Genomic DNA, 20,802 nt, shown 5'->3' with positions numbered 1-20,802 from the left:
TTCTATTTTTTAGGCCCAACCAGGCAGCGTGTCACATCCACCGGGGTCATTATCTGCTTTTCCTTAATCATGATGCTTTCGGTTTGCTGCCATGCCCGTGCATCAATTATACCGATTTTTGTTCCTTTATCCGGTTTGATCAAAGGCCGGGTGGCTTCAAGCTGCTTCTGGCGGATATTGTCCCTGGTGCCTTTATCCTTCTTTTTAATCTGGGTTAAAACCTGGGGCTCATTGGCCGGATCCATTGCAAATTCCCAGGCTGACAGCAGCGCCGTTATAAAAGCCTTCACCGTGTCCGGGTGCTTTTTCATCATGGCGCCTGATGTCACAACCGAGTTGGCCACAAAGGAGACACCGTAGTCTGCGGGGTTGAAGAATTTTACCTGTTCATTTTCCGCAGCCAGTCTTTCTTCCAGGATCACCCCCTGGGAGTTTCGGTATACCGGCCACACATCCACTTCTTTTTTTAAAAACGGGGTGAAATTAAACCTGACACTTGAGATGCGGACATCTTTTGACGTGAGCCCAGCTTTGGCTAAAAGGGTGTTTATGATGGTTTCATCATTCCCCCCGAAAGTGACTCCGATGTGCCGGCCCTTTAAATTGGAAAGATCCTTAATTTCAGGTTGGTCTGACCGGTATATCCACTGCATGGGGTTAACTTGAAACAGCTGGGCTAAAACCACCACATCTGCGCCTTTTTCAAGGGCCCGGATGACCTGGTCGGCAGATGCCACGCCAAAGTCCGCATATCCCAGTTCAAGCTCCTTGATGGCATTTTTTCCGGCCCCGCCTTCATTTACGGAGACATCCAGCCCTGCTTTTTTAAAAAAGCCGCCGGTATCGGCAATGATGTCACCGGCCACAGAGGTGTTGAAGAGCCATTTCAGACGGTAATTCAGCGTATCGCCTGCAAAGGCGGGCGCGGTTGCAAAAAAAAGTATCATGCACAGGACCATGAATCCTGCCCTGGTCACAGTTTTGATGTTTGGGTTCATATCAGATCTCCTCCCTTTGGTGCAGACCATTTGTTCTTCATTTGTTCGCCCACCGTTTCCAGAATGCCCTGGTAAACCGATATGATAATGCCGATGGAAAACAAGGCCACAAGAATGCAGGCAAGATCACTCTGGTACAGAGCGATGCGTATACTGTAACCGATGCCTTGATCTGCGGCAATGAATTCGGCCACAATGGTGCCGGCCATGGCCAGCGTGGATGATCCTGCAATCACGGTGGTCAGTTTGTTTAAATTTTCAAAGGCCCGGATTTTGACTTCCAACTGCCAGCGCATCCGGCCGGTGGCAATATAAAAATGTTCAATGTCCTTGATGGGTGAGGCCATGATCCCTAAAACCGATAACAGCAAGGGAAAATAGCAGATCATGGAGGCAATGAGCAGCCGGGATAAAAATCCGTCTCCCATGAGAATAAAAATAATCGGGGCCAGGGCCACAATGGGATAGGCCTGGATGTTATAGGCCATGACCTTGATAAATGAGCCTGCCCAGGATGATTTGCGGCCGAGGATTCCCACAAAAAAGGCCATGAAAATGGAGATCATCTGGCCCAGCACAGTTACCGAAAGGGTGTTGAGTACGTCAAGGAAGTAGCCGGCCAGCATCCGGTGTGCCGTGTCAAAGATCAGCGGTAAACCTGGAATAACATAATTGGACAGGCCCGCGGCATATTTGATGGCCAACAGGCCTGTGACACCAAGACAATAGACAATTAGAAACTGGTAGATTCGTCTAAACAGCATTCATAATCTCCAGCATAGACTGATCAATGGCCTTGGGGGCGGCTGTATATCCTGTTTCATAATCCTGGCCTTGGACCACGACGGCGCTTTTGCTTTTTCCAGGCCGGCTTAACACCAGAATGTCTTTACAGAATCGTGCCACTTCCATGAGATTGTGGGAAATATACAGAAACAGCTTGTCCGGAAAGATCTCTTTTATGGCCAGGACAATGGTTTCCCGCAAGGCTTCATCCACATTGGCAAGACTTTCGTCCAGTATCAGCAGATCAAAGTCCTGGATAAGGTAGCGGATGAGGTTCATCCGGTTCTGCTGGCCCATGGATAGCTGGGAAAAGCGTGACGCCAACAGGGCGTCCACTTTAAAAATTTTAATAAGCTCTTTTTTAAGGTCTGAATTTTTTGAGGGGCACACCTTTTCCAGGTGACTGCCGGTGCTGGACCAGCCGGGCAGACGCTCTTGGTTGTAAGAATACAAAATAGTGGAAATGCCGTCATAGGTCAACGCACGCCCCCCGGGGCCATTGCTGCCGCCGGCAAGAATTCTGGCAAAGGAAGTCTTCCCCACGCCTGATGGCCCGAAAACAGCATTAAATCCCGGTGCGGTCATGGAAAAGTTAAGATTTTCCAGAACCGGATTTTCCGCCTCCGGGTAGGTGAAAGTCAGCCCCCTGCATTCAAACCGCATAGCCCTCTCCAATGGGAGTGTGTGAGTGTCACAATAATTTTTTGAATTACTATCATAATTTTTATAATAAAGTCTGGGTAAGTTACTCAGATCTTTCAACTTTCGTTGTGGGCTGAACCACGGTGAAAAACCAGATCAGCCATGGTCGTTAGTTGTGGATTGAGCCTGGAGGTCGATATGCCCGGGGTCAGTCCATGTCTGTCGCTTAAACTGGTTAATGCATACCGGGTCCGGCACAAAAAATCAATATTGATGGCGTCCTAAAAAGTTTCCGCTTACTGTGTTTATGGAAAAGCGGATTTGTCAGGGAGGCGGCGGCCGGCGATCCCGGTCGGCATTCAGGAGTAACTCTTTGAGCGCCTTGGTAGAACGAGCCCTGAGCCATTTATGCTCAAATCTCGGGTCCATAACGATCTTGGCGATGGCAGACAGGGCCTCAAGATGGAAATTCCGCTCGTCCCTTGTGCCCACCAGCACAAAGGCCGCATGAACGCTTGGGGTCTGGGGAGAAAAAATGATGCCCTTTTTGCTCCTGACAATCAGCATGCCAAACTGGTTTTCTCCTTCAATGATAATGTGGGGGATGGCAAGTCCCGGGGCCAGCACCGTGGTTATTTCGTTTTCCCTTTGGCTGAGCATTTCAAACAGGGTGGATGCGGAGATATTGACTTGTTTGCTCATCTGTTTTGCTACCAGTTCAAAAAAGGTGTTTTTGTCCATTTCCTGTTTGAGATCCGCCACCACGGCCTTTTCCACCAAAAGATCAAACCGGTCTCTGTGTCCGTTTTCAATGAGAGAAGGCTTTATTCCATTCTTTTTTAATTGTTCGGGCACGGCCTGCTCTATTAAATTTAAAGCGGCCTGGCCCTCGTGGCGCCCAAAACGCAGGGCTATTTCCCTTAAGGCCGCTGTGGTGCCCATGACCGTGACCCGGTCTCCGGTCTCCAGCCGGGTAAACCCATGGGGAACAGAGAGCGTTCCCCTGCGCCGGATTGCCATAATCACCGAATCAAAGGGCAGGCGAAGATCTCTTAGGGAAATGCCTGCAAGGTCCGGATTGCGGACCGTCACGTCGGCCACATCCCGGCCCCGCTGAAACCCCATCAGCAGGGAAGCCGCACCCGGTGCCCGGACAAAGTGGTCCAGCAACCCGATAATGGCCGTGGAAGGATCCACGACCAATACGTTGATATCCTCAAATGCGTGAAGGTTGCTGCGGTCATTGAGCCGGGCAACCAGGGTCTGGGTGGCAAAATGCTCAAAAGCGGTTTCGCAGATATCCAGGTTTTCCCTGTCGCTGAGCAGGGTCACAATGGCCGTTGCGGTCCGGCAGTTGATTTTTTCAAGGGATTTGTAATCAAACCCGTCCACAACCTGGACAGGTATCTGGGGGCTGTTTTCCAGGCCGGCTAAGGTCGAGCCGCCTCTTGGCTGGGCCAGTTTTACACGCCACCCATGGGAAAACAAGGTATGGGCCAGTGCCGTGGACTGACTGTCTGTTCCGAAAATTACCACATTCCGTGGTGCGGTGACGGCATTGGGCTTGGCCGGGGTATGATCCTCTTTCATCCGCTTGATGGCCAGTTTAAACAATGGGGGGCCGACGATCTGGTTCAGGACGATAACGGATATCATGATTGTGGAAAAAGAAGGGCCCCATTGGGGGAATTCTATTCCTACCTCCTTGGCAAGCCCAAGCCCTACGCCGGCCTGGGTGATAAAGGCCATCCAGTAGGTCCGGCTGCTTTGGGCACCGGTTCCGGCCAGCCACCCGCCCAAAAAAGATCCCGTAAATATGGCAAGCATGCGGACCCCGAACAGGATCAGGGCAATGGGCCAGGTCTCGGCCAGGATATCAAGACGGATGGAGGCTCCGGTCAGGGTGAAAAAGGCAATGTAAATTCCTGGCCCGGCACAGCTGAGAAGGTCAAGAAATTCTTTTCTGTACCGCCTGGAGTTGGCTGTCAGAAAACCGGCCACCATGCAGACCAAAAGGGGTTCAATCAGAATTTCAACCGTCATCGTATGGTGGATGAAGGCGCGAAGGCCTATAGAACCGATAAAAACAAGGTATCCGGTTAAAAGGATCAGAATGGATTTCAAAACAAAAGAGGCGGGAAGCCGGAGTATGAAAAACAAAATTCCGGCCACCGGAATGCCAAGGGACATGGATAATGCGATCTCCAGGACCAGAAAAAAGACAAACCCGGCATTCCCGGTCAAGCCGGTAAGCAGGGCGTCCGCCATGGTGGTGGCTGTGGCAAACAGTACAATGACCACCACATCCATGATGACCGTCACCCCCATGACCGTTTTTGTAAACCGCCCCTTGGCCCTGAGTTCATTGATAATGGCAATGGCCGAGGACGGGCTCCTTGCCACAAGAATGGCTCCGGCAAGGATGGCCACGGCAACCCTTCCCGAAACCGGCATGGCCGCCATGAAAGGGATATGGCCGGCAAGGGTGAACAGCGCCAGGGAAGCCAATGTAAAGGTTGAGATCACAAGCCCCGATGTAATCCATCCAATGGCCACCAGCCTTGACTTGAGTTCTTTGAGATAGAGTTCCCCGCCTGCGGCAAAAGCGATCAGCCCCAAAGAAACCTGGTCCACAAAGGTCAGGGTTGAAACGGCTTGGCTGGGTATCAGGTGCAGAACATGGGGGCCGGCAATGATGCCGGTGAATAAAAAACCGCTGATCAGGGGAAAGCCGGCCTGTTTGAATGTGTCGCCGATCTGTCTGGCAGCCAGGGCAATAATGCAAAATCCTGCAGCAAATACGAGACAATCCATATTCTTATCCGTTTGAAGATAATTTATGCCAGCTTCCGGTTAGTGATCCAAAATTTGAACACTCTGCTTCTATTATTAAGATGGCTCTTCAGAGATGGGACACACCCCATCCCGATGGGCAGATTATTTGATGAAATACCCTGATACGTGCCAAGCCCCATTTTCATCTTTTACCGTTGTGATGGTTTCTATTGCTTTTGCTTTGTTTTCAAATTTTGAGGAGAATTGAATAACATAATAGTTGCCATCCGGTGCTCCCGGCAATGAGGTATGATACTCTTGTTTGGTCACTTTTCTTGAAATCAATTTCCCAAAAGGTTTTCTTGCCGTTGATACCGATTGTTCCAATTGGGGTACCGTTATGGCGTCTTTTAAAAGAGTTGCTGCGTTGCGCCAGCTTTCGGCATATTCTTCTTTATCGATATGCGCCAACCATATATTTGCACTTGTTAATGCCATCTCTTTTCCTGATGAATCTTCACACATCGCATTTGTCCCTAATAATAAAATTGCAAGCATATATGTAACGGCTATGTATTTTGGCATTTTAGTTTCCCCCTTGGTTTTTGATTCCCATCGCAGAACTCACGTTCTGGTGTGGCCTGATGACATCGACGGTTAACAGCATGTTTTGAAAATTCGAATGATATCCAACCAATTCAGACCGGTTGGCCCAAAATCGAAAATTAATTTTATTTGAGATTAGCCTTACTATTGCCAAAAAATCAATTAAATAATCCAGGCCAGATAAATTTCCATTATCCTGATCGCTTGCATTTCATGACAAGTAAGATATAAGGGGTGCTGAAAATAGATGGGGGGGTAAATACAATGACCGAACATGTGCTTGATAATCTATTGAAAAATTACACGGAACTGATCACACGGGTGGATGAACATATCCAAAGGCTTGCCAGTATCCACAAAGACCGGCTTGCCTGCAAAAAAGGGTGTGATGAATGTTGCAGGCATCTGTCTTTGTTTCCGGTTGAGGCATTTGCCTTGTCTATGGCCTTCAGCCGTCTGGATGTCCCATGCCGGGAAAGGATTCTTGGGCAGGCCCAGCAGACCGATCGCTCTTGCCCCCTGCTGGTGGACCATGTCTGTATGGTCTATGAGGCCCGCCCCATTATCTGCAGGACCCACGGATATCCCCTGTACATGGAGAAAGACGGCAGGGCCATGGTGGATTTTTGTCCTAAAAATTTCAAGGGCGTAAAAAAACTGGATCGGTCTGATATGCTGGACCTTGACCGGATGAATACCCTTTTAACCGCTGTGAACAACCATTTTGTCAGTTGCTTTGAAGACGGGCTGCCCGACCGGATACCTGTGGACCAGGCCCTGGAATTATACCAGGCCCTTTAGCTTTTGGGCACCTCGACAAGCCTGCTGGCAGGCACCAGCCGGACTTTTCCCTTAAGTTTTGGAATCTCGCGTTTCAGCGCATCCAGGGTGGCCTGGTGGGGGTGGCCGATACCGATGGCGCTGCCATGGTCCTTGGCCTGCTTAATCAGTTTTTTGATTTGGCCTGAAATGTACTCGACATTCTGGAAGTTATCCAGAAATACATCCCTGTGGGAAAACTTCAGCTGAAACATACGGGCGGACTGCTCGCCCTTGGATTCGGCAGATGTCCTGGAATCGACAAAGAACATGTTGTTTTGTTTGAGCACCGTAAAAATCTGGTTCATTTTGTCTGAATCCGCCGTAAGCCTGGACCCCATGTGGTTGTTTGCCCCCACTGTGCCGGGAACCGCATGGATATCCTTGCGAAGCTGGGTTAAAAGCTCATCTGGTGACATGGAAGACAATAACGCCCCCGGTCCGGGGTTGACCTTGGGATACTGGGTCGGTTCCATGGGAAGATGCAGCATCACTTCCGCTCCTTTTGCCGACAGACTGCGGGCAAGTTGTGTTCCGGAAGGAGAGAAGGGCAAAATGGCAAAGGTGATATTCTTATTTATGTTGAGCAGGCCCATGGCCAGTTCTTTGTTGTATCCGATATCATCAATGATAATGGCAATCCGGGGTACAAAATTATCCTTTTGGGGCCGCACAGCCTTTTTTGGGGGCGTCGGCGTTACATCATCATACACTTCGTAGACAATATCCGAGCCCTCTTTGGGCACGGGTGTCTTGGGTATACTGCTTTTGCCGGGAGCATGGCTTTTTTCCTTTAGCCCTTTGGCTTTGGATATGAGTTTTGGTTCGTCGGTTGACGGATGCTTTGTCTTCCGGGGCAGGGGCTTTTGCCGGGGGGGGACCGGAACCGGATCTTGCGGATGTGCCTCAGGCGCCACTTTTCTGTCCATCTGGGATTTTGGTGCCACGGGCCGACCGGCTTGTATAAAAATATCAACCAGCATCGCTGCAGTCAGGCAGACCGAGACAAGGATAGCAATACCCAGTACCGTTTTTTTTACCTCATGGAAAAAACCGGGGCTTTTTTTCTTAGCAGGCTTCTTTGTTCCAGACTTTTTTTTTGTTCTTGCGCTCGTTTTTTTTGCGGTTTTGGGCGCTTTTTTTTGGGGGGGAGCCTTTGTCTTTTTGCCCGGACTTTTTTTTGTGCCTCCCGTGGATTTAGTTTGTGCCATTTATTTTACTGAACACACCATAGCTGATGAGAATATCAAGGGCGCGTTTTACCTGGACATCTTTATTGAGTTTTTCGATTTCAGCATCTTTTTGGGATTTTTTCTTATTTTTTGTCTCTTCCTCTTCGGGTTTAAGACTGTTTTTCAAATCTTTTTCTTTGAGCATCTGGTCAAAGGGGGAATCCTCTTTTTGGGCTTCTTGCACTGTTCCCGCCTCCACCCGGATGTCTGGCTGGATGCCCTTGGCCTGAATGGAATGTCCGCTGGGGGTATAATATCGGGCAATGGTGTATTTAAGCCCGAACCCGTCCTTGAGAGGCCGCACCGTTTGCACCGAACCCTTGCCAAAGGATGTTGTGCCTATAATCAGGGACCGGGAGTTGTCTTTAAGGGCTCCTGCTACAATTTCGGAAGCTGACGCAGAACCGCCGTTGATCAGCGTGACAATGGGGTAGTTACGTTCCGGGAAATTCGGATGGGCCTTGAACACCTGGTTGTTTTTTTCAATGCGTCCCTTGATGGACACAATGGTTCCCTTGTCGATAAACAGGTCGGAAATTCGAATGGCCTGGTCCAGCAGCCCGCCTGGATTATCCCGAAGGTCAATGATCAGGCCTTTAAGCCCGTCTCCCTGATTTTCCAGGCTTGACAGCTGCTCTGTCACATCGTCCAGGGTGTTCATTCTGAAATTGGTGATTCTTAAATACCCGAACCCCGGTGTGAGTATGGCCGAGCGTACGCTGGTCATGGGGATCATATCCCGCTTGAGCGTAAAGATCAGCGGTGCTGATGCCCCTTCCCGGATGATGGTGATTTTAACTTCTTCGTACCGTGGCCCTCTCATTTTGTTCACCGCTTCCCACATGGCCATGTCCTTGGTGGACGCGTCATCAATTTTGACAATGATGTCACCGGCGGTGATACCGGCCGCGTAGGCAGGTGTGCCTTCAATGGGGGAGACGACCGTAAGAATTCCGTCCTTCATGGTGATAACGATGCCGATACCGGAAAACTCCCCTTTGGTATCATCTTGAAGATCCCCAAAGGCATCCGGGGGCATGAAGCTGGAATGGGGATCAAGATTGCCCACCATACCCTTTATGGCATTGTGTACCAGCTCTTCGGGCTTGACCTCGTCCACATAATTCTTTTCAAGCTCTTCCAGGACGTCGGCAAACAGTTTTAAGGATTGATAGGTTTCTTCTTCAGCCGCATGCACTGAACCTGCTGTCAGCATCAGGATCACGGCCGCAGTAAGCCAGAGCCTCATCAATCCGGCCCAATTCATTTTTTTCATCTGTCATGCTCCTTTTTTCAGCCATTTGAGGGGATCGACGGGTTTGCCGTGGTGACGGACCTCAAAATGAAGGCACGGTCCTTTGATGGAGCCGGTATCTCCTGCCGTGCCGATGATTTCTCCAGTGTCGACCTGCTCGCCCTTTTTCTTGTACAGCTCTTCCACATGGGCGTAAAGGGTATAATAGTTGTTTCCATGATTGATGATCATCAGGTTACCGTAGCCTTTCAGCCACTGGGCAAATATGACCTCGCCGCTGAAAACGTTTTTTACGGGCGTACCCCGTTCCGCCTTTATATCAATTCCGCTTTGAAATGTGAAGGCGTTGTAATCGCCTTTGCGTTTGGTGCCGAAACTTGAAATAATTTCACCTTTTACCGGCGGCTGCAGTCGACCTTTCTGGCCGGCAAAGGAGGTTTTCATCCGTGGGAAACCGGCCGCCGGCGTGATGGCGGATAGGGTCTGGTTCAAGGCCCGGGACGATACTTCAAGGGAGTCTTTTGCGGCCATGGCCAGGCTCTTGCGGCGTCTGATCTCTTTAAGGATTTCTTCCTTTTTACGGGCTTCGTTTTTACGGATTTTAATTTCATAGGCCAATTGTTCCTGTAGATCTGATTTCAGCTTGTGCTGACTGTTCAAGTCCTGTTCAAGAGCCTCAAGTGCCTTCATGTTCCGGGCCTGCTTTTCCAGCAGGGAAAAATCCGATTCTACGACTTTTTTAAGCGCGTTCTGGGTGATGACAAAATTGAACAAAGACGACGAGGGGCCGGCCATTTCAAGACGTCCCATCATCTGCATGCGGAAAAGGGCATTCAGGCGTTTACCAGCATAGTCCCGTGCGGCTTTCATTGATTCTTTCAGGTCTGCAATGCGCGCCTGGGTTTTTTCAATTTCCTGGGAAATAACAATAGCATCTTGCCTTAAATTTCGGGCTGTCAGCCGGGCCCGGTTTAGGGCCATGTCAATTTGGTTAAGTCCGTCAAGAATCTGCATCTCCTGGTAGGAGAATTTTTTGACTTTTTGGCTCTCTTCCCGGATTTTTTTTTCAATGGCCGCCTGTTCGGATTGATTTTCCCTGGAAGTTTTTTGGGGAGGCGGTTTTCGTTTTGGATGCGAAGACACTGGTTTTAAAAGAATATAGCGGCTACGGTTTCTAATATATCCTTGTATGCCTTGGTATTCAATCCTCAACCAGCCGCCGACTCCGCTGTTCATTTCCAGAACATCAACCCGTTCGCCTTTATTGAGAATCACCACCACCGGGGACAGGTTATCGGGCGCTGCCCGGACATTGAGCTTAGCTGCATTAATTTTGCCCTTGTACAGGACCTGTGCGTAACACAAATCTACCAGGCCCAAAATAACGGCAACAGCCGTAATACAGGCAAAAGCGAAAGGTTTTATTTTAAAATCTGCTTCAGTGAAATGAAACATCCGAACCAACCTAAAAAGGTGCTGGAAAATAAAATGATTGCCATGGCCGGCCAGGAAAGAAAATGAATATCCAGATAAACATAGGAACTCAGGTTCTGGGAAATGCCGGAAGATAATGTCAGGTAGCCTGATAGAAGAATGATTATACCTAAAACGCCGCCTAAAAAGCCCTGGAGGAGCCCTTCAATATAAAAAGGCGTTTTGATGAACCCGTCAGTAGCGCCCACCAGGCGCATGATTTCCACTTCAGTCTGCCTTGCATAAAAGGCCAGGCGCACGGTGTTGGCCGTGATGAACAGGGCGATCAATAAAAACAGACCGCTCATGGTATAGCCGGTCATTTTGAAAAGATTGAACAGTTTGAAAAAACGGCCCAGCCATCCCTGCCCATATTCAACCGAGTCTACAATGTCCAAGGCCTCAAGCCGCTCGGCTGTTTTTTGAATCTGATCAAAGCTTGAATGGTCGGTCATGGTGATTTCAATGGCGTCGGGAAGCGGATTCTCCTGAAGGGTCGACAGAAATTGGGTTTTGGCACCCATTCCTTGTTTCAGCCGTTCCAGAGCCTGGGTTTTGGGTATGAATACCGTTTTCTCAATGCCGCCCATGGACATAAGCTGTTCTTTTACATGGGGCAGCATAGCAGGGGTGAAAGATTCGCTTAGGTAAATCATGGCGCGCCCACCCTGATTCCAGGCAGAAAGAACCCGGCTTGCATTTTCGAAAAAAAGCATGAAAACCGATACCAGAAGGATAGAAAGGGCGATGGTTATGATGGTGATTATGTTTAAAAACCGGTTGGACCGGATATCCGTCAAGGCTTTACTGGAAAATCGCATCATATCGCAATCGCATTTTTTTGGAGTTTTTTCAGCATAGAATGGTTGATATCCCTTTAAGCGCCCCGTCTTCTAACGCTACATTTCTTCCTCTGCTAAAATAGTTCATCTGCGCCATGTTATGGCTGGCCATGAGAATGGTGGCCCCGTTTTGATGGTATCCCAAAAGCAGATCAAGCACACGCTGGGCCGATTCACTGTCCAGACTGCCCGTGGGTTCATCTGCAAGGATAATGGATGGTTCTCCCACCACCGCCCTTGCCACGGCGACCCGTTGCTGTTCTCCGCCCGACAGAGTCGGCGGCAGGTGATTGGCCTTTTTCTCCATGCCCGTGACCCTGAGCACGTGCATCACCTTTTTTTTTATATAGGACGGTTTTTCTCCTGCAACCCTGAGAACCAGGGCGACATTTTCAAACACTGTGCGGCCGGGGATCAGCTTGAAATCCTGAAACACCATGCCGAAACGACGCCGTAAAAAGGGCAGTTTTGCGGATGAAATGCGTGCCAGATTCATGCCGTCAATGAGGATTTGTCCTTCGGACACCCGTTCGGCCAGGTATAACACCTTGAGCAATGTGGATTTGCCGGCCCCGGAAGGCCCGGAGATAAAAATGAATTCACCGGGCGCAATATCAAGGGTGATGTTGTTTAGCGCCAGCTTGCCGCCATAACGCTTGGTCACATTAAACAGCCTGATAATATTGGCTTTGCCGCTGTTCGCCCTCATATAAGATTTGCCTTGTGGTCTTTTAGGAATAATTGACTGACATTGAATTTACTGATATAAACCGCCTGTGTCAAGGAGTGCTGCAAACAGTTTTTCTTACACAAAGCCTTCACTGAACCCGTAAATCGGCTTCTTCCAAATCAGTGGAGGCTTAAAATTTTGACGGCCTGGTTGTTTTGCTGCAAACGGAAGTTTGTCCTTGCTTTCCAGGAATAGAAAAGGGAAAAAACATAGGAATAGATAAATGATTCTTTTTGACTCCCATTGCCATATTGACGATAAATGCTACGATAATGACCGGGCCCAGGTCATGGAAAGGGCGCGCCGGGAAGGGGTGCTGGCCGTGATGGTGGTCGGAATTGACAGGGCCACCTCCCAAAAGGCCATAGATATCGCATCCCGGTTCGATCATGTTTACACGTCTGTGGGGATTCACCCCCATGATGCGGTTCAGTGTTCTGCCCAGGTGCTTAATGAGCTTCGGCAACTGGTCCTGACCCATGACTGCATCAAGGCCTGGGGGGAAACCGGATTGGACTTCAACCGTATGTTTTCCCCCCGGGAAGACCAGGAAGCCTGTTTTTCGGCCCAACTTGCCCTGGCCGGGAAGCTGGACCTGCCGCTGATCTTCCATGAACGCGATTCCAAAGGGCGGTTTTATGAGATCTTGAAATCCGACGGCCCCAAATCCAGAAAAGGGGTGGTTCACTGTTTTTCCGGTACAAAAGAGGAAATGTTTAAATACCTTGACCTTGGGTATTACATCGGCATTACAGGAATTCTTACCATTCTCCAGCGGGGTGAGTACCTGCGCAGTATCGTCCCTTTGGTACCTAAAGATCGGTTGCTCATAGAGACCGATGCCCCTTATCTGACACCTAAACCCCAGAAAAACAAACACCGGCGCAATGAACCTGCTTTTGTCCGCTCCGTGATGGAATGTCTTGCCCAGGTACGCAAAGAAGACCCGGACCAGCTGGCCGCTGCAGTATTTAAAAATACCCTGGATCTCTACAATATTCCTGCCGATCCGGCCTGGCCGGATAGATAAAGTCTGCTCAAGCGTTTAGTGTTTGGGCGGCTCGTCAGAGGGGCGCATGCCCACAAAGTTGCCCAAATGCAAGGCGCAGAAAAATTTGTAACCGGAGCATACTAAAGTATGTGAGGATTGCAAATTTTTATGCAACGCCGCAGATGGGTGACTTCTCGCCCAAACAAGTTATGCTTTTTCCATTAGTTTTGTGACTGCCTTCTCCAGCCCATCCAGGGACAGTTCATACATGGGAAAAATTTGTGAAATAGCCATGATGGTGTGGGTATAGTGCCACATGAGTTGTGGAACCGGGTTAAGCCAGACAGCATTCTTAAAGGTTTGTGCCAGGAAGTTGAGCTGTTCAATGCTGGGGCGTCCGCTGCGATCCAGAATATGGATAGCCCCGTTATGTGCCATGAGTTCATAGGGCGCCATGCTGGCATCCCCAACAATAATGAGTCTGGTTTCCGGGTCCAGCCGGGCAAAATCCATTATTTTTTGGGGTTTCTTGTATCGAGACGGGTCTTCCCAGACATAATCATAAATGGTGTTGTGGAAAAAGTAGGTTTTCACTTCCTTGAACTGGGCCCGGGCGTAATTGAACAGGGTCTGGACCACCTGGATATGGGGATCCATGGACCATCCGCCGTTATCAATGGCAAGGATGACCTTGAGCCTGTCCCGCATGGCCCTGTTAAAAATCAATTCTATTTCCCCGCCGTTGCGAAGGGTCGCCCGGATGGTTTCGTCCACATTGATCACATCCTTTGGGCCGGTCGGAATCATGTTACGCAGCCGTTTCAAGGCCTCGCCGATTTTGGCCTGGGTCAGGGGGCCCCGGGTGGAATAATCTTTGTATCTGCGTTCATTGGCCACTTTTACCGCAGATTTGTTCCGGGAAACTCCTCCCACACGCATGCCGCCGGGATGATACCCGGAATGGCCCACAGGAGAGATGCCGCCGGTGCCGATCCACTTACTTCCGCCGTCATGGCGCCCGTCCTGGTCCTGGAGCCGTTTTTTGAAATAGTCTATGAGCTCATCGGGGGTAAGTTTTTTTAAGGCGTTTTCATCCACGTTCAGGGCGTCGGCCATTGTTTTGGGATTTTTCAGCCATTCATCCAGCATGGCCTGTGCCATCTGGTCAATTTCAAATCCCTCGTCCTCGGGCAGGGGCACCCCGTCAAAGTAATAGGCAAACACCTGATCATAAAGATCAAAGTAACGCTCACTTTTTACCAGCACAGCCCGGGCGCAGGTATAAAAATCGTCCAGACTGGTGATCAGACCCTGGTAAAGTGCTTTTTGCAGGGTTAAAAAAGATGTGGGGGAAACCGGCACGCCCACATCCTTTAATGTATAGAAGAATTTGAGAAACATGGATAGGTCCTTAGAACCGTTTGGGCCGGCCGGTCATGTGTTTGGCCCGTTCATAGTCCGGGCTTTTTTTAAACATGACGCCTAAAAACGGCAGGCCGCCCTTGAGAAGGTCCTGGGCCCTGAAGTCGGGGTCTGCCTGGAGGGCCCGTATCCAGTTGATCAGTTCCCGGGTGGCGGGCTTTTTTTCTATTCCGTCAATGTTTCTGGCCGCATAGAATGCGTTGATGGCATTTTCCGCCAGTTTTAAATCAATCTCCGGGAAGTGGACTTGGATAATTTTGCGCATCATTTTGGGTTCGGGAAAGGCAATGTGGTGGAAATTGCACCGTCCGAGAAAGGGATCGGACAAGTCTTTTTTTGCATTGGATGTTATGATGATTACAGGTCTGTGGACGGCGGATATGGTTTTATCGGTTTCTATAATATCAAATTGCATCTGGTCCAGGACATCAAGCATGTCATCCTGGAAATCCGTATCTGCCTTGTCAATTTCATCAATGAGCAGTACGGTGCGCTTTTCTGCGCAGAATGCCTGGCCGATTTTTCCCATCTTTATGTATTCGTCAATATTGCTGACATCCCTGGTGGAGTCACCGAACCGGGAATCATTGAGGCGGGTAAGGGTGTCGTACTGGTAGAGCGCCTCCACTAGTTTCATGCTGGATTTGACGTTGAGGATAATCAGCTGCATGCCCAGGGTGTCGGCAATGGCATGGGCCAGCATGGTTTTGCCCGTACCGGGCTCCCCTTTTAAGAGCAGGGGCATTTCAAGGGTCATGGATATGTTGACAATGGATGCAAGTTCGGGGTCAAGTACATATTTTTGGGCCCCCTGGAACCGTGCGTCTTGATGTTTTGTCATTGGGTCTCCGTTATGTCGAATTTGTTGAAAAGGCGTAAGCGTAATCCGTTTTGGGTAACAGGCTTAGTTTTTATAGTCAATGGTTAATCCCTGGGTCCATCAAAATTTTGTGAATTGGGGGAAGACGCGAAATGCCGCAGTATGATCCTAATATCATGAAATACAACTGGTTTCTTACAAAATTGTGATGCCATGATGTGGCGGCATGAATCCTTAATGATTGACTTCGTACAGGTTAAATGCTAATCACCTGATTTGATGAATTTTGCAGTAACGCCATGAACAAAACGAGGAGCTTGAATCATGATTGGTGGTCTAGGAATGCCGGAATTGATAATAATTCTGGTGATTATCCTTATTATATTCGGCGCGGGTAAGTTGCCTGAAATCGGTGCCGGTTTAGGAAAGGGCATTAAAAATTTCAAGAAGGCAACAAAAGAGCCCATTGATGACGACAAAGAAAAGGAACCCGAAAAAATAGATAAAGATTAATGGCGTTTATTCGCCGCTTCTTTCCATAATTCAACAGCCAAGCACAACCATGTGCCTGGCTGATTATTCATGCTTTTTCAGAAAGTTGGCATATCATATACCCGCCTGTTGGTTTTTAGACCCTTATCCGGTGGGAGTTACAAAAAAGTAATATACCGCCCTTTGGAATAGACATTACTGTAATAAGTTCTATTCTTTTCGTTGATTTGTAGGGCTCGGCCGTATATACACATTATAACTTGTTGAAAATAAAAGGCTGGCACATCCATTGCAGTCTATCACAAGTGCAAGTGGCTGGAAGCAGTAATGGGAAGTATTTTAGGGTATTGGGTCAGGTGTATGAGATGTGTTGTCGGAAAGAAAAAGGACATCAATTAATAAAGTCAAAATAGAGATACGAAACAGACATGGACAGTCCTGAAGCCAAACTATTAATTGAACAGAAGCAAGAGCTGATAGATCAGTACCTCCAGGGACAAGCAACGAATTTCTTGGAAAAGATGACTACTCGTCTTGATGAATACTTTTATCGCGTGTTTGAAAAGAGTATTGCCGCTAGGAAAATGGTTATCTCGGGCAGTCCTTTTGCCATCATTGCCCTGGGGGGATACGGAAGGAAAGAACAGTGTATTCATTCGGATATTGATCTGCTCATTCTTTTTGATAAAGTTATTCCGCCGGATGTGGAGTCCTTTGTCCAGGAGCTTTTGTATCCTCTATGGGACGCCAGGTTTGAAGTCGGGTATGCAGTTCGGAGCATTAATGAATGTATTAAAATGTCTTTTGAGCGTTTTGATATCCTGACCACGGTGCTTGATGCCAGGTTTATATGCGGCGCTTCCCTGATCTATTCCGAATTCATGGAAAAATTTCGGCAGCAGCTCGCCGCAAAGCACTTAAAGCCCACGCTGAATTATTTGTACGAAAACGGAGAAAAGCGTCTGGAGGATTTTGGCGACTCCTCCTATCTGGTTTCCCCTGATTTGAAATCAGGATTTGGGGGCCTTCGGGATTATCACACCCTGCTGTGGTATGCTAAAATTAAATCCAATATCAAGACCCGCCGGGATCTGGAATATTACGGGTTTCTTTCCCATTTTGAATACGACAACCTGGAAGATGCGTTAACCTATATTTGGGATGTGCGCAACCGTCTGCATCATATCAGTCACCGCAAAAACGATACCCTGCATTTTGAACACCAGGCAGAAGTGGCCGGCTTGATGGATTATGTGGATTCCTCGGGCTCGCCTCAGGTGGAGGTCTTCCTCGGTGAACTGCATGAAAAAATGGATTTTTTAAAGCAGATTTACCAGATCACATTTGAAGATATCGTATCCACCTGCCGGGTTAAAAAAGAAGCGGTTGGCCCACGGCCCACCAAGACCGAAGGTCTGGTTATAAAAAAACGCCGGCTTTGTTTTGCCAATACGGTTACAATTATCCAGCACCCTGATTTACTGCTTCGCATTTTTCTTGAAAGTGGTCAGACTCGTATACCCCTGTCCATTGAAGCCAGACGGATCGCATCGGAATTCCGTCACCTTGTGGATGATGAGATTCGCACGGATCCGGCATGTGTCAAGATTTTCAAGCGGATTCTGGGCATGTCGGTCTGGAAGTTCAACGTGCTTAATGTCATGCTTTCCACCGGTATCCTGGCACAGTTCATTCCGGAATTTACGTCTCTGGTGCACAAAATTCAGTATAATCAGTACCACCTGTTCCCCGTGGACAAACACTCCATCCGCTGTGTAGAGATCCTCAACAGCTTTAAGGATCCCGGGGATACCATGATGGGAACCCTTTATAACTCCGTGTTCAAGGAAATAAGGAATAAAAATGTTTTGCTTGTGGCGGGCCTTCTCCATGACATCGGTAAAGCAGACCCTGCCAAGGAGCACTCCCGCAGAGGTGCCAGAATAGCCGGACCTATTGTGGAACGCCTCGGATTCAGCCCTGTGGAAAAAGAAGATGTTCTTTTCCTCATCAAAAACCATTTGTTTCTGGCAAAAACCGCCACCCGTCGAGATATTTTTGATGAGGAAACAGCCGTTTACACAGCGCATAAAATCGGAAAAATCCGGTTATTGCGAATGCTTTTTCTGATCACTGTGGCAGATTCCAAAGCCACCGGACCCAAGGCCTGGAACGACTGGACGGAAAATTTGATTAAGGACCTGTTTTTCAAGACCATGGGTGTCATCAAAACAGGGGAACTGGCGTCCAAGAAAACCCAGCGCCTTATTGAAAAAAAGAAAAAAGATGTCCTGGCCCTGTTGCGGGAAAGCTGGCGGGAAGAAGAGGTTACCCGGCAGTTGTCCGCCATGTCCCGGCGCTATCTGCTTTATGTGCCGCCCCAGAACATCGTGGACCATATAAATCTCTTCAGAAACCTGGGAGACCGGGAATATATCTGGCAGATCACAAAGGAAAATGAGTCGGATATGAGAACCGTTTCCATTTGCGGCAAGGATAAGCCCGGATTCTACTCCAAGCTTGCCGGGGTTTTTTTCCAGAATAATATTGATATTGTCGGCTCCCAAGCCTATTTTCTGGGGGATAGCCATTTTTTGGACATTTTTAATGTCCGTCCCCCCCAGGACAGACTTTTTGAAAAGGAGAAATGGGAAAAAGCCGGGCAGGATTTAAGCATGGCCCTTGAAGATGATCACTACCTGGATAATGTCCTTGAGAAGATTCCAACGGAAGTGATCATATCCAGCGGCAGCAGGCCCGAAGACAACCAGGTCCGCATAGACAATGAAACATCCAGTTTTTTTACGATTATTGAAGTCTTAACCTATGATTTTCCAGGGCTCCTGTTTGCCATTACCAATACCTTATACCGGGCCGGCATCAACGTTAATGTTGCCATGGTCGCCACCAAGGTGGACCAGGTGATTGACGTTTTTTATGTCCGGAATATTGAAGGAGACCAGAAAATAGAATCAGAAGAAAAATTGAATCAGATAAAAAATGCTATTATTAACCGTCTTCCACAGATACAGTCAAAGGAGGTCATGAATGAAAAAAATTGAGGCAATTATTAAACCCTTTAAGCTGGATGATGTCAAAGAGGCTTTGAGTGAAATCGGCATCTACGGCATGACCGTTACAGAAGTTAATGGATATGGCCGGCAGAAAGGGCACAAAGAGATCTACCGCGGCGCGGAATATGTTGTAGATTTTGTTCCGAAAATAAAGCTTGAAATTGTTGTGACCGATGACCGACTTGACGAAACCGTGGAAACTATCCGGTCTGCGACAAATAGTGGTAAAATCGGTGACGGTAAGATTTTTGTGTTACCGGTTGAAGGGGCTATCCGGGTCAGAACCGGTGAAAGCGGAGATGATGCAATTTAGCGCTTAAGGTGTTTTTACGCCCATTATTTCAAACCCAAAAACTTAGGGTAAACCCATAATAACTTTATTAGATAGAAAGGTAAAAAAATGACACCAAAAGAAGTATTGGCAATGGCAAAAGAAAATGACGTTAAAGTCGTTGATATCCGCTACATGGACTTCATCGGTACTTGGCAACATTTTAGTGTGCCTGTATCAGAGCTGACTGAAGCTTCCTTTGAAGATGGGTTCGGATTTGACGGTTCTTCCATGAGAGCATGGCAGAACATTGATAACTCCGACATGAATGTAATCCCTGAGGCAGGTACGGCAAAAATTGATCCGTTTTTTAAAGTGCCCACCCTGGTTGTTCTCGGTAACATCCATGACCCCATCACCGGCGAAGGGTACTCCAGAGATCCCCGCGGTATTGCCAAAAGAACTGAAGCCTATATCAAAAGCACCGGCATCGGCGACACAATTTTTGTAGGCCCAGAGCCCGAGTTCTTCATCTTTTCCAACATCCGTTACTCTTCAGATCCCCAGGCTTCCTTTTTTGAAATTGATTCCCCGGAAGCACACTGGAACACCGGTGACGGTTCCGAACCCAACCTGGGATACAAAATTAAACCGAAACACGGTTATTTCCCACTGCCTCCCGCAGACACCTATCAGGACATGAGAACGGAGATGATGCTGACCCTGCAGGATCTGGGTATTGATATGGAATGCCAGCATCATGAGGTTGCTTCCGCCGGACAGTCTGAGATTGACCTTCGGTTTGACTCCCTGCTGAACATGGGTGACAAGCTTGCCTGGTTTAAATATGTATTGAGAAATGTGGCTGCAAAATACGGACATTGCGTTACCTTTATGCCCAAACCCCTCTATGGTGACAATGGTACCGGTATGCACACCCACATGAGCTTCTGGAAAGACGGCGATCCTACATTTGCCGGCAACAAATATGCCGGTATGTCCGACAATGCCCTGTGGGCCATCGGCGGCATCATGAAACACTGCAAGGCTCTGTGCGCCCTGACCAACCCCACCACCAACTCCTACAAACGTCTGGTGCCCGGTTTTGAAGCGCCGATTAAGCTGGCTTACTCCAGCCGGAACCGTTCTGCGGCCATCCGTCTGCCCATGTACTCCGGATCTCCCAAGGCCAAACGCCTTGAGTTCCGTACACCTGATCCCAGCGCCAACGGTTATATGGCTTTCTCCGCCATTGCCATGGCCATGCTTGATGGTATCCAGAACAAAATTGATCCGGGCGATCCCATGGATAAAAACATCTATGATCTGCCGGCCGAAGAACTGGCTGCTATTCCGTCCGCACCGGGTTGCCTTGAAGAAGCCCTTGAAGCCCTTAAAGCAGACAATGAGTTCCTGCTCAAGGGTGATGTTTTCACCAAGGACGTTATTGACTACTGGATTGACTACAAAATGGAAAACGAAGTTAAACCGGTTATCAGCCGTCCGCATCCCCATGAGTTCTATCTGTACTTTGACATTTAAAAAACCAGCCTTTTGTTGGGATTGACCTGACA

Annotated in this window: 18 protein-coding genes; 6 read left to right on the top strand and 12 right to left on the bottom strand. The window is 48.6% G+C overall.

Features of this window, described 5'->3' with window-relative positions; translation table 11 throughout:
* Positions 1-2: 2 nt before the first annotated feature.
* The 5 genes from B147_RS0109320 to B147_RS0109300 form a co-directional block, all read right to left on the bottom strand.
* Positions 3-998, bottom strand: coding sequence for an ABC transporter substrate-binding protein (locus B147_RS0109320; protein ID WP_020586946.1), 996 nt, complete (start codon positions 996-998; stop codon positions 3-5).
* Complete coding sequence (locus B147_RS0109315; protein ID WP_020586945.1) at positions 995-1,762, bottom strand: ABC transporter permease; 768 nt, start codon at positions 1,760-1,762, stop codon at positions 995-997. Before B147_RS0109315 ends, B147_RS0109320 begins: the two co-directional genes overlap by 4 nt.
* Positions 1,752-2,447 carry an ATP-binding cassette domain-containing protein gene (locus B147_RS0109310; protein ID WP_020586944.1) on the bottom strand — a complete coding sequence of 232 codons (696 nt, stop codon included), beginning with the start codon at positions 2,445-2,447 and terminating at the stop codon, positions 1,752-1,754. Before B147_RS0109310 ends, B147_RS0109315 begins: the two co-directional genes overlap by 11 nt.
* 303 nt (positions 2,448-2,750) lie before the next feature.
* A complete protein-coding gene (locus B147_RS0109305) occupies positions 2,751-5,240 on the bottom strand; it encodes a PTS sugar transporter subunit IIA (protein WP_020586943.1) in 2,490 nt (829 codons plus the stop codon).
* A gap of 123 nt (positions 5,241-5,363) precedes the next feature.
* Positions 5,364-5,786, bottom strand: a complete 423-nt coding sequence (locus B147_RS0109300) for a DUF4019 domain-containing protein (protein ID WP_020586942.1) — start codon at positions 5,784-5,786, stop codon at positions 5,364-5,366.
* Positions 5,787-6,071: 285 nt separating this feature from the next.
* On the opposite strand from B147_RS0109300, the gene B147_RS0109295 reads away from it, so the two are divergent.
* Positions 6,072-6,608 carry a YkgJ family cysteine cluster protein gene (locus tag B147_RS0109295; protein WP_020586941.1) on the top strand — a complete coding sequence of 179 codons (537 nt, stop codon included), beginning with the start codon at positions 6,072-6,074 and terminating at the stop codon, positions 6,606-6,608.
* Here the strand turns inward: B147_RS0109295 and B147_RS0109290 are convergent.
* From B147_RS0109290 to B147_RS0109270, 5 genes are read right to left on the bottom strand one after another with little or no spacing between them, the layout of a single operon-like run.
* Positions 6,605-7,837: a divergent polysaccharide deacetylase family protein gene (locus tag B147_RS0109290; RefSeq protein WP_020586940.1), complete on the bottom strand. Its 1,233-nt coding sequence runs from the start codon at positions 7,835-7,837 to the stop codon at positions 6,605-6,607. The genes B147_RS0109295 and B147_RS0109290 overlap by 4 nt on opposite strands.
* The gene (locus tag B147_RS0109285; protein ID WP_020586939.1) at positions 7,824-9,134 is read right to left on the bottom strand and encodes a S41 family peptidase; all 1,311 of its coding nucleotides are present in this window, start codon (positions 9,132-9,134) and stop codon (positions 7,824-7,826) included. The genes B147_RS0109290 and B147_RS0109285 overlap by 14 nt, the downstream gene beginning before the upstream one ends.
* Positions 9,135-9,137: 3 nt before the next feature.
* Complete coding sequence (locus B147_RS0109280; RefSeq protein WP_020586938.1) at positions 9,138-10,568, bottom strand: peptidoglycan DD-metalloendopeptidase family protein; 1,431 nt, start codon at positions 10,566-10,568, stop codon at positions 9,138-9,140.
* A complete protein-coding gene (ftsX, locus tag B147_RS0109275) occupies positions 10,535-11,410 on the bottom strand; it encodes a permease-like cell division protein FtsX (RefSeq protein WP_020586937.1) in 876 nt (291 codons plus the stop codon). Before ftsX ends, B147_RS0109280 begins: the two co-directional genes overlap by 34 nt.
* Positions 11,411-11,438: 28 nt before the next feature.
* A complete protein-coding gene (locus B147_RS0109270) occupies positions 11,439-12,137 on the bottom strand; it encodes a cell division ATP-binding protein FtsE (protein WP_020586936.1) in 699 nt (232 codons plus the stop codon).
* A gap of 244 nt (positions 12,138-12,381) precedes the next feature.
* Between B147_RS0109270 and B147_RS0109265 the strand changes: the two genes are divergently transcribed.
* A complete protein-coding gene (locus B147_RS0109265) occupies positions 12,382-13,188 on the top strand; it encodes a TatD family hydrolase (protein ID WP_020586935.1) in 807 nt (268 codons plus the stop codon).
* 168 nt (positions 13,189-13,356) lie between these two features.
* Here the strand turns inward: B147_RS0109265 and B147_RS0109260 are convergent, their stop codons facing one another.
* Positions 13,357-14,550, bottom strand: coding sequence for a vWA domain-containing protein (locus tag B147_RS0109260; protein WP_020586934.1), 1,194 nt, complete (start codon positions 14,548-14,550; stop codon positions 13,357-13,359).
* A gap of 10 nt (positions 14,551-14,560) precedes the next feature.
* Entirely contained in the window at positions 14,561-15,412 is an 852-nt protein-coding gene (locus B147_RS0109255; RefSeq protein ID WP_020586933.1) for an AAA family ATPase, read from the bottom strand.
* A gap of 303 nt (positions 15,413-15,715) precedes the next feature.
* Between B147_RS0109255 and tatA the strand changes: the two genes are divergently transcribed.
* The 4 genes from tatA to glnA all read left to right on the top strand — a co-directional run bounded on the left by tatA (position 15,716) and on the right by glnA (position 20,770).
* The gene (gene tatA, locus B147_RS0109250) at positions 15,716-15,904 is read left to right on the top strand and encodes a twin-arginine translocase TatA/TatE family subunit (RefSeq protein WP_020586932.1); all 189 of its coding nucleotides are present in this window, start codon (positions 15,716-15,718) and stop codon (positions 15,902-15,904) included.
* Between the two features lie 407 nt (positions 15,905-16,311).
* Positions 16,312-18,945: a [protein-PII] uridylyltransferase gene (glnD, locus tag B147_RS0109245; protein WP_020586931.1), complete on the top strand. Its 2,634-nt coding sequence runs from the start codon at positions 16,312-16,314 to the stop codon at positions 18,943-18,945.
* Positions 18,932-19,270 (top strand): P-II family nitrogen regulator, encoded by a 339-nt coding sequence (locus tag B147_RS0109240; RefSeq protein ID WP_020586930.1) that lies wholly within the window; start codon positions 18,932-18,934, stop codon positions 19,268-19,270. The genes glnD and B147_RS0109240 overlap by 14 nt, the downstream gene beginning before the upstream one ends.
* An 87-nt stretch (positions 19,271-19,357) precedes the next feature.
* Entirely contained in the window at positions 19,358-20,770 is a 1,413-nt protein-coding gene (glnA, locus tag B147_RS0109235) for a type I glutamate--ammonia ligase (RefSeq protein WP_020586929.1), read from the top strand.
* Positions 20,771-20,802 lie beyond the last annotated feature (32 nt).

Source organism: Desulfobacter curvatus DSM 3379, assembly GCF_000373985.1.
GTDB lineage: Bacteria > Desulfobacterota > Desulfobacteria > Desulfobacterales > Desulfobacteraceae > Desulfobacter > Desulfobacter curvatus.
Note: the sequence above shows the minus strand (reverse complement) of the source record. Positions and strands in the feature narration are given on the sequence as shown.

Coding starts and splice junctions, on each gene's coding strand:
- B147_RS0109320 (WP_020586946.1), bottom strand. CDS start 998: ATGAACCCAAACATCAAAACTGTGACCAGGGCAGGATTCATGGTCCTG.
- B147_RS0109315 (WP_020586945.1), bottom strand. CDS start 1,762: ATGCTGTTTAGACGAATCTACCAGTTTCTAATTGTCTATTGTCTTGGT.
- B147_RS0109310 (WP_020586944.1), bottom strand. CDS start 2,447: ATGCGGTTTGAATGCAGGGGGCTGACTTTCACCTACCCGGAGGCGGAA.
- B147_RS0109305 (WP_020586943.1), bottom strand. CDS start 5,240: ATGGATTGTCTCGTATTTGCTGCAGGATTTTGCATTATTGCCCTGGCT.
- B147_RS0109300 (WP_020586942.1), bottom strand. CDS start 5,786: ATGCCAAAATACATAGCCGTTACATATATGCTTGCAATTTTATTATTA.
- B147_RS0109295 (WP_020586941.1), top strand. CDS start 6,072: ATGACCGAACATGTGCTTGATAATCTATTGAAAAATTACACGGAACTG.
- B147_RS0109290 (WP_020586940.1), bottom strand. CDS start 7,837: ATGGCACAAACTAAATCCACGGGAGGCACAAAAAAAAGTCCGGGCAAA.
- B147_RS0109285 (WP_020586939.1), bottom strand. CDS start 9,134: ATGAAAAAAATGAATTGGGCCGGATTGATGAGGCTCTGGCTTACTGCG.
- B147_RS0109280 (WP_020586938.1), bottom strand. CDS start 10,568: ATGTTTCATTTCACTGAAGCAGATTTTAAAATAAAACCTTTCGCTTTT.
- ftsX (WP_020586937.1), bottom strand. CDS start 11,410: ATGATGCGATTTTCCAGTAAAGCCTTGACGGATATCCGGTCCAACCGG.
- B147_RS0109270 (WP_020586936.1), bottom strand. CDS start 12,137: ATGAGGGCGAACAGCGGCAAAGCCAATATTATCAGGCTGTTTAATGTG.
- B147_RS0109265 (WP_020586935.1), top strand. CDS start 12,382: ATGATTCTTTTTGACTCCCATTGCCATATTGACGATAAATGCTACGAT.
- B147_RS0109260 (WP_020586934.1), bottom strand. CDS start 14,550: ATGTTTCTCAAATTCTTCTATACATTAAAGGATGTGGGCGTGCCGGTT.
- B147_RS0109255 (WP_020586933.1), bottom strand. CDS start 15,412: ATGACAAAACATCAAGACGCACGGTTCCAGGGGGCCCAAAAATATGTA.
- tatA (WP_020586932.1), top strand. CDS start 15,716: ATGATTGGTGGTCTAGGAATGCCGGAATTGATAATAATTCTGGTGATT.
- glnD (WP_020586931.1), top strand. CDS start 16,312: ATGGACAGTCCTGAAGCCAAACTATTAATTGAACAGAAGCAAGAGCTG.
- B147_RS0109240 (WP_020586930.1), top strand. CDS start 18,932: ATGAAAAAAATTGAGGCAATTATTAAACCCTTTAAGCTGGATGATGTC.
- glnA (WP_020586929.1), top strand. CDS start 19,358: ATGACACCAAAAGAAGTATTGGCAATGGCAAAAGAAAATGACGTTAAA.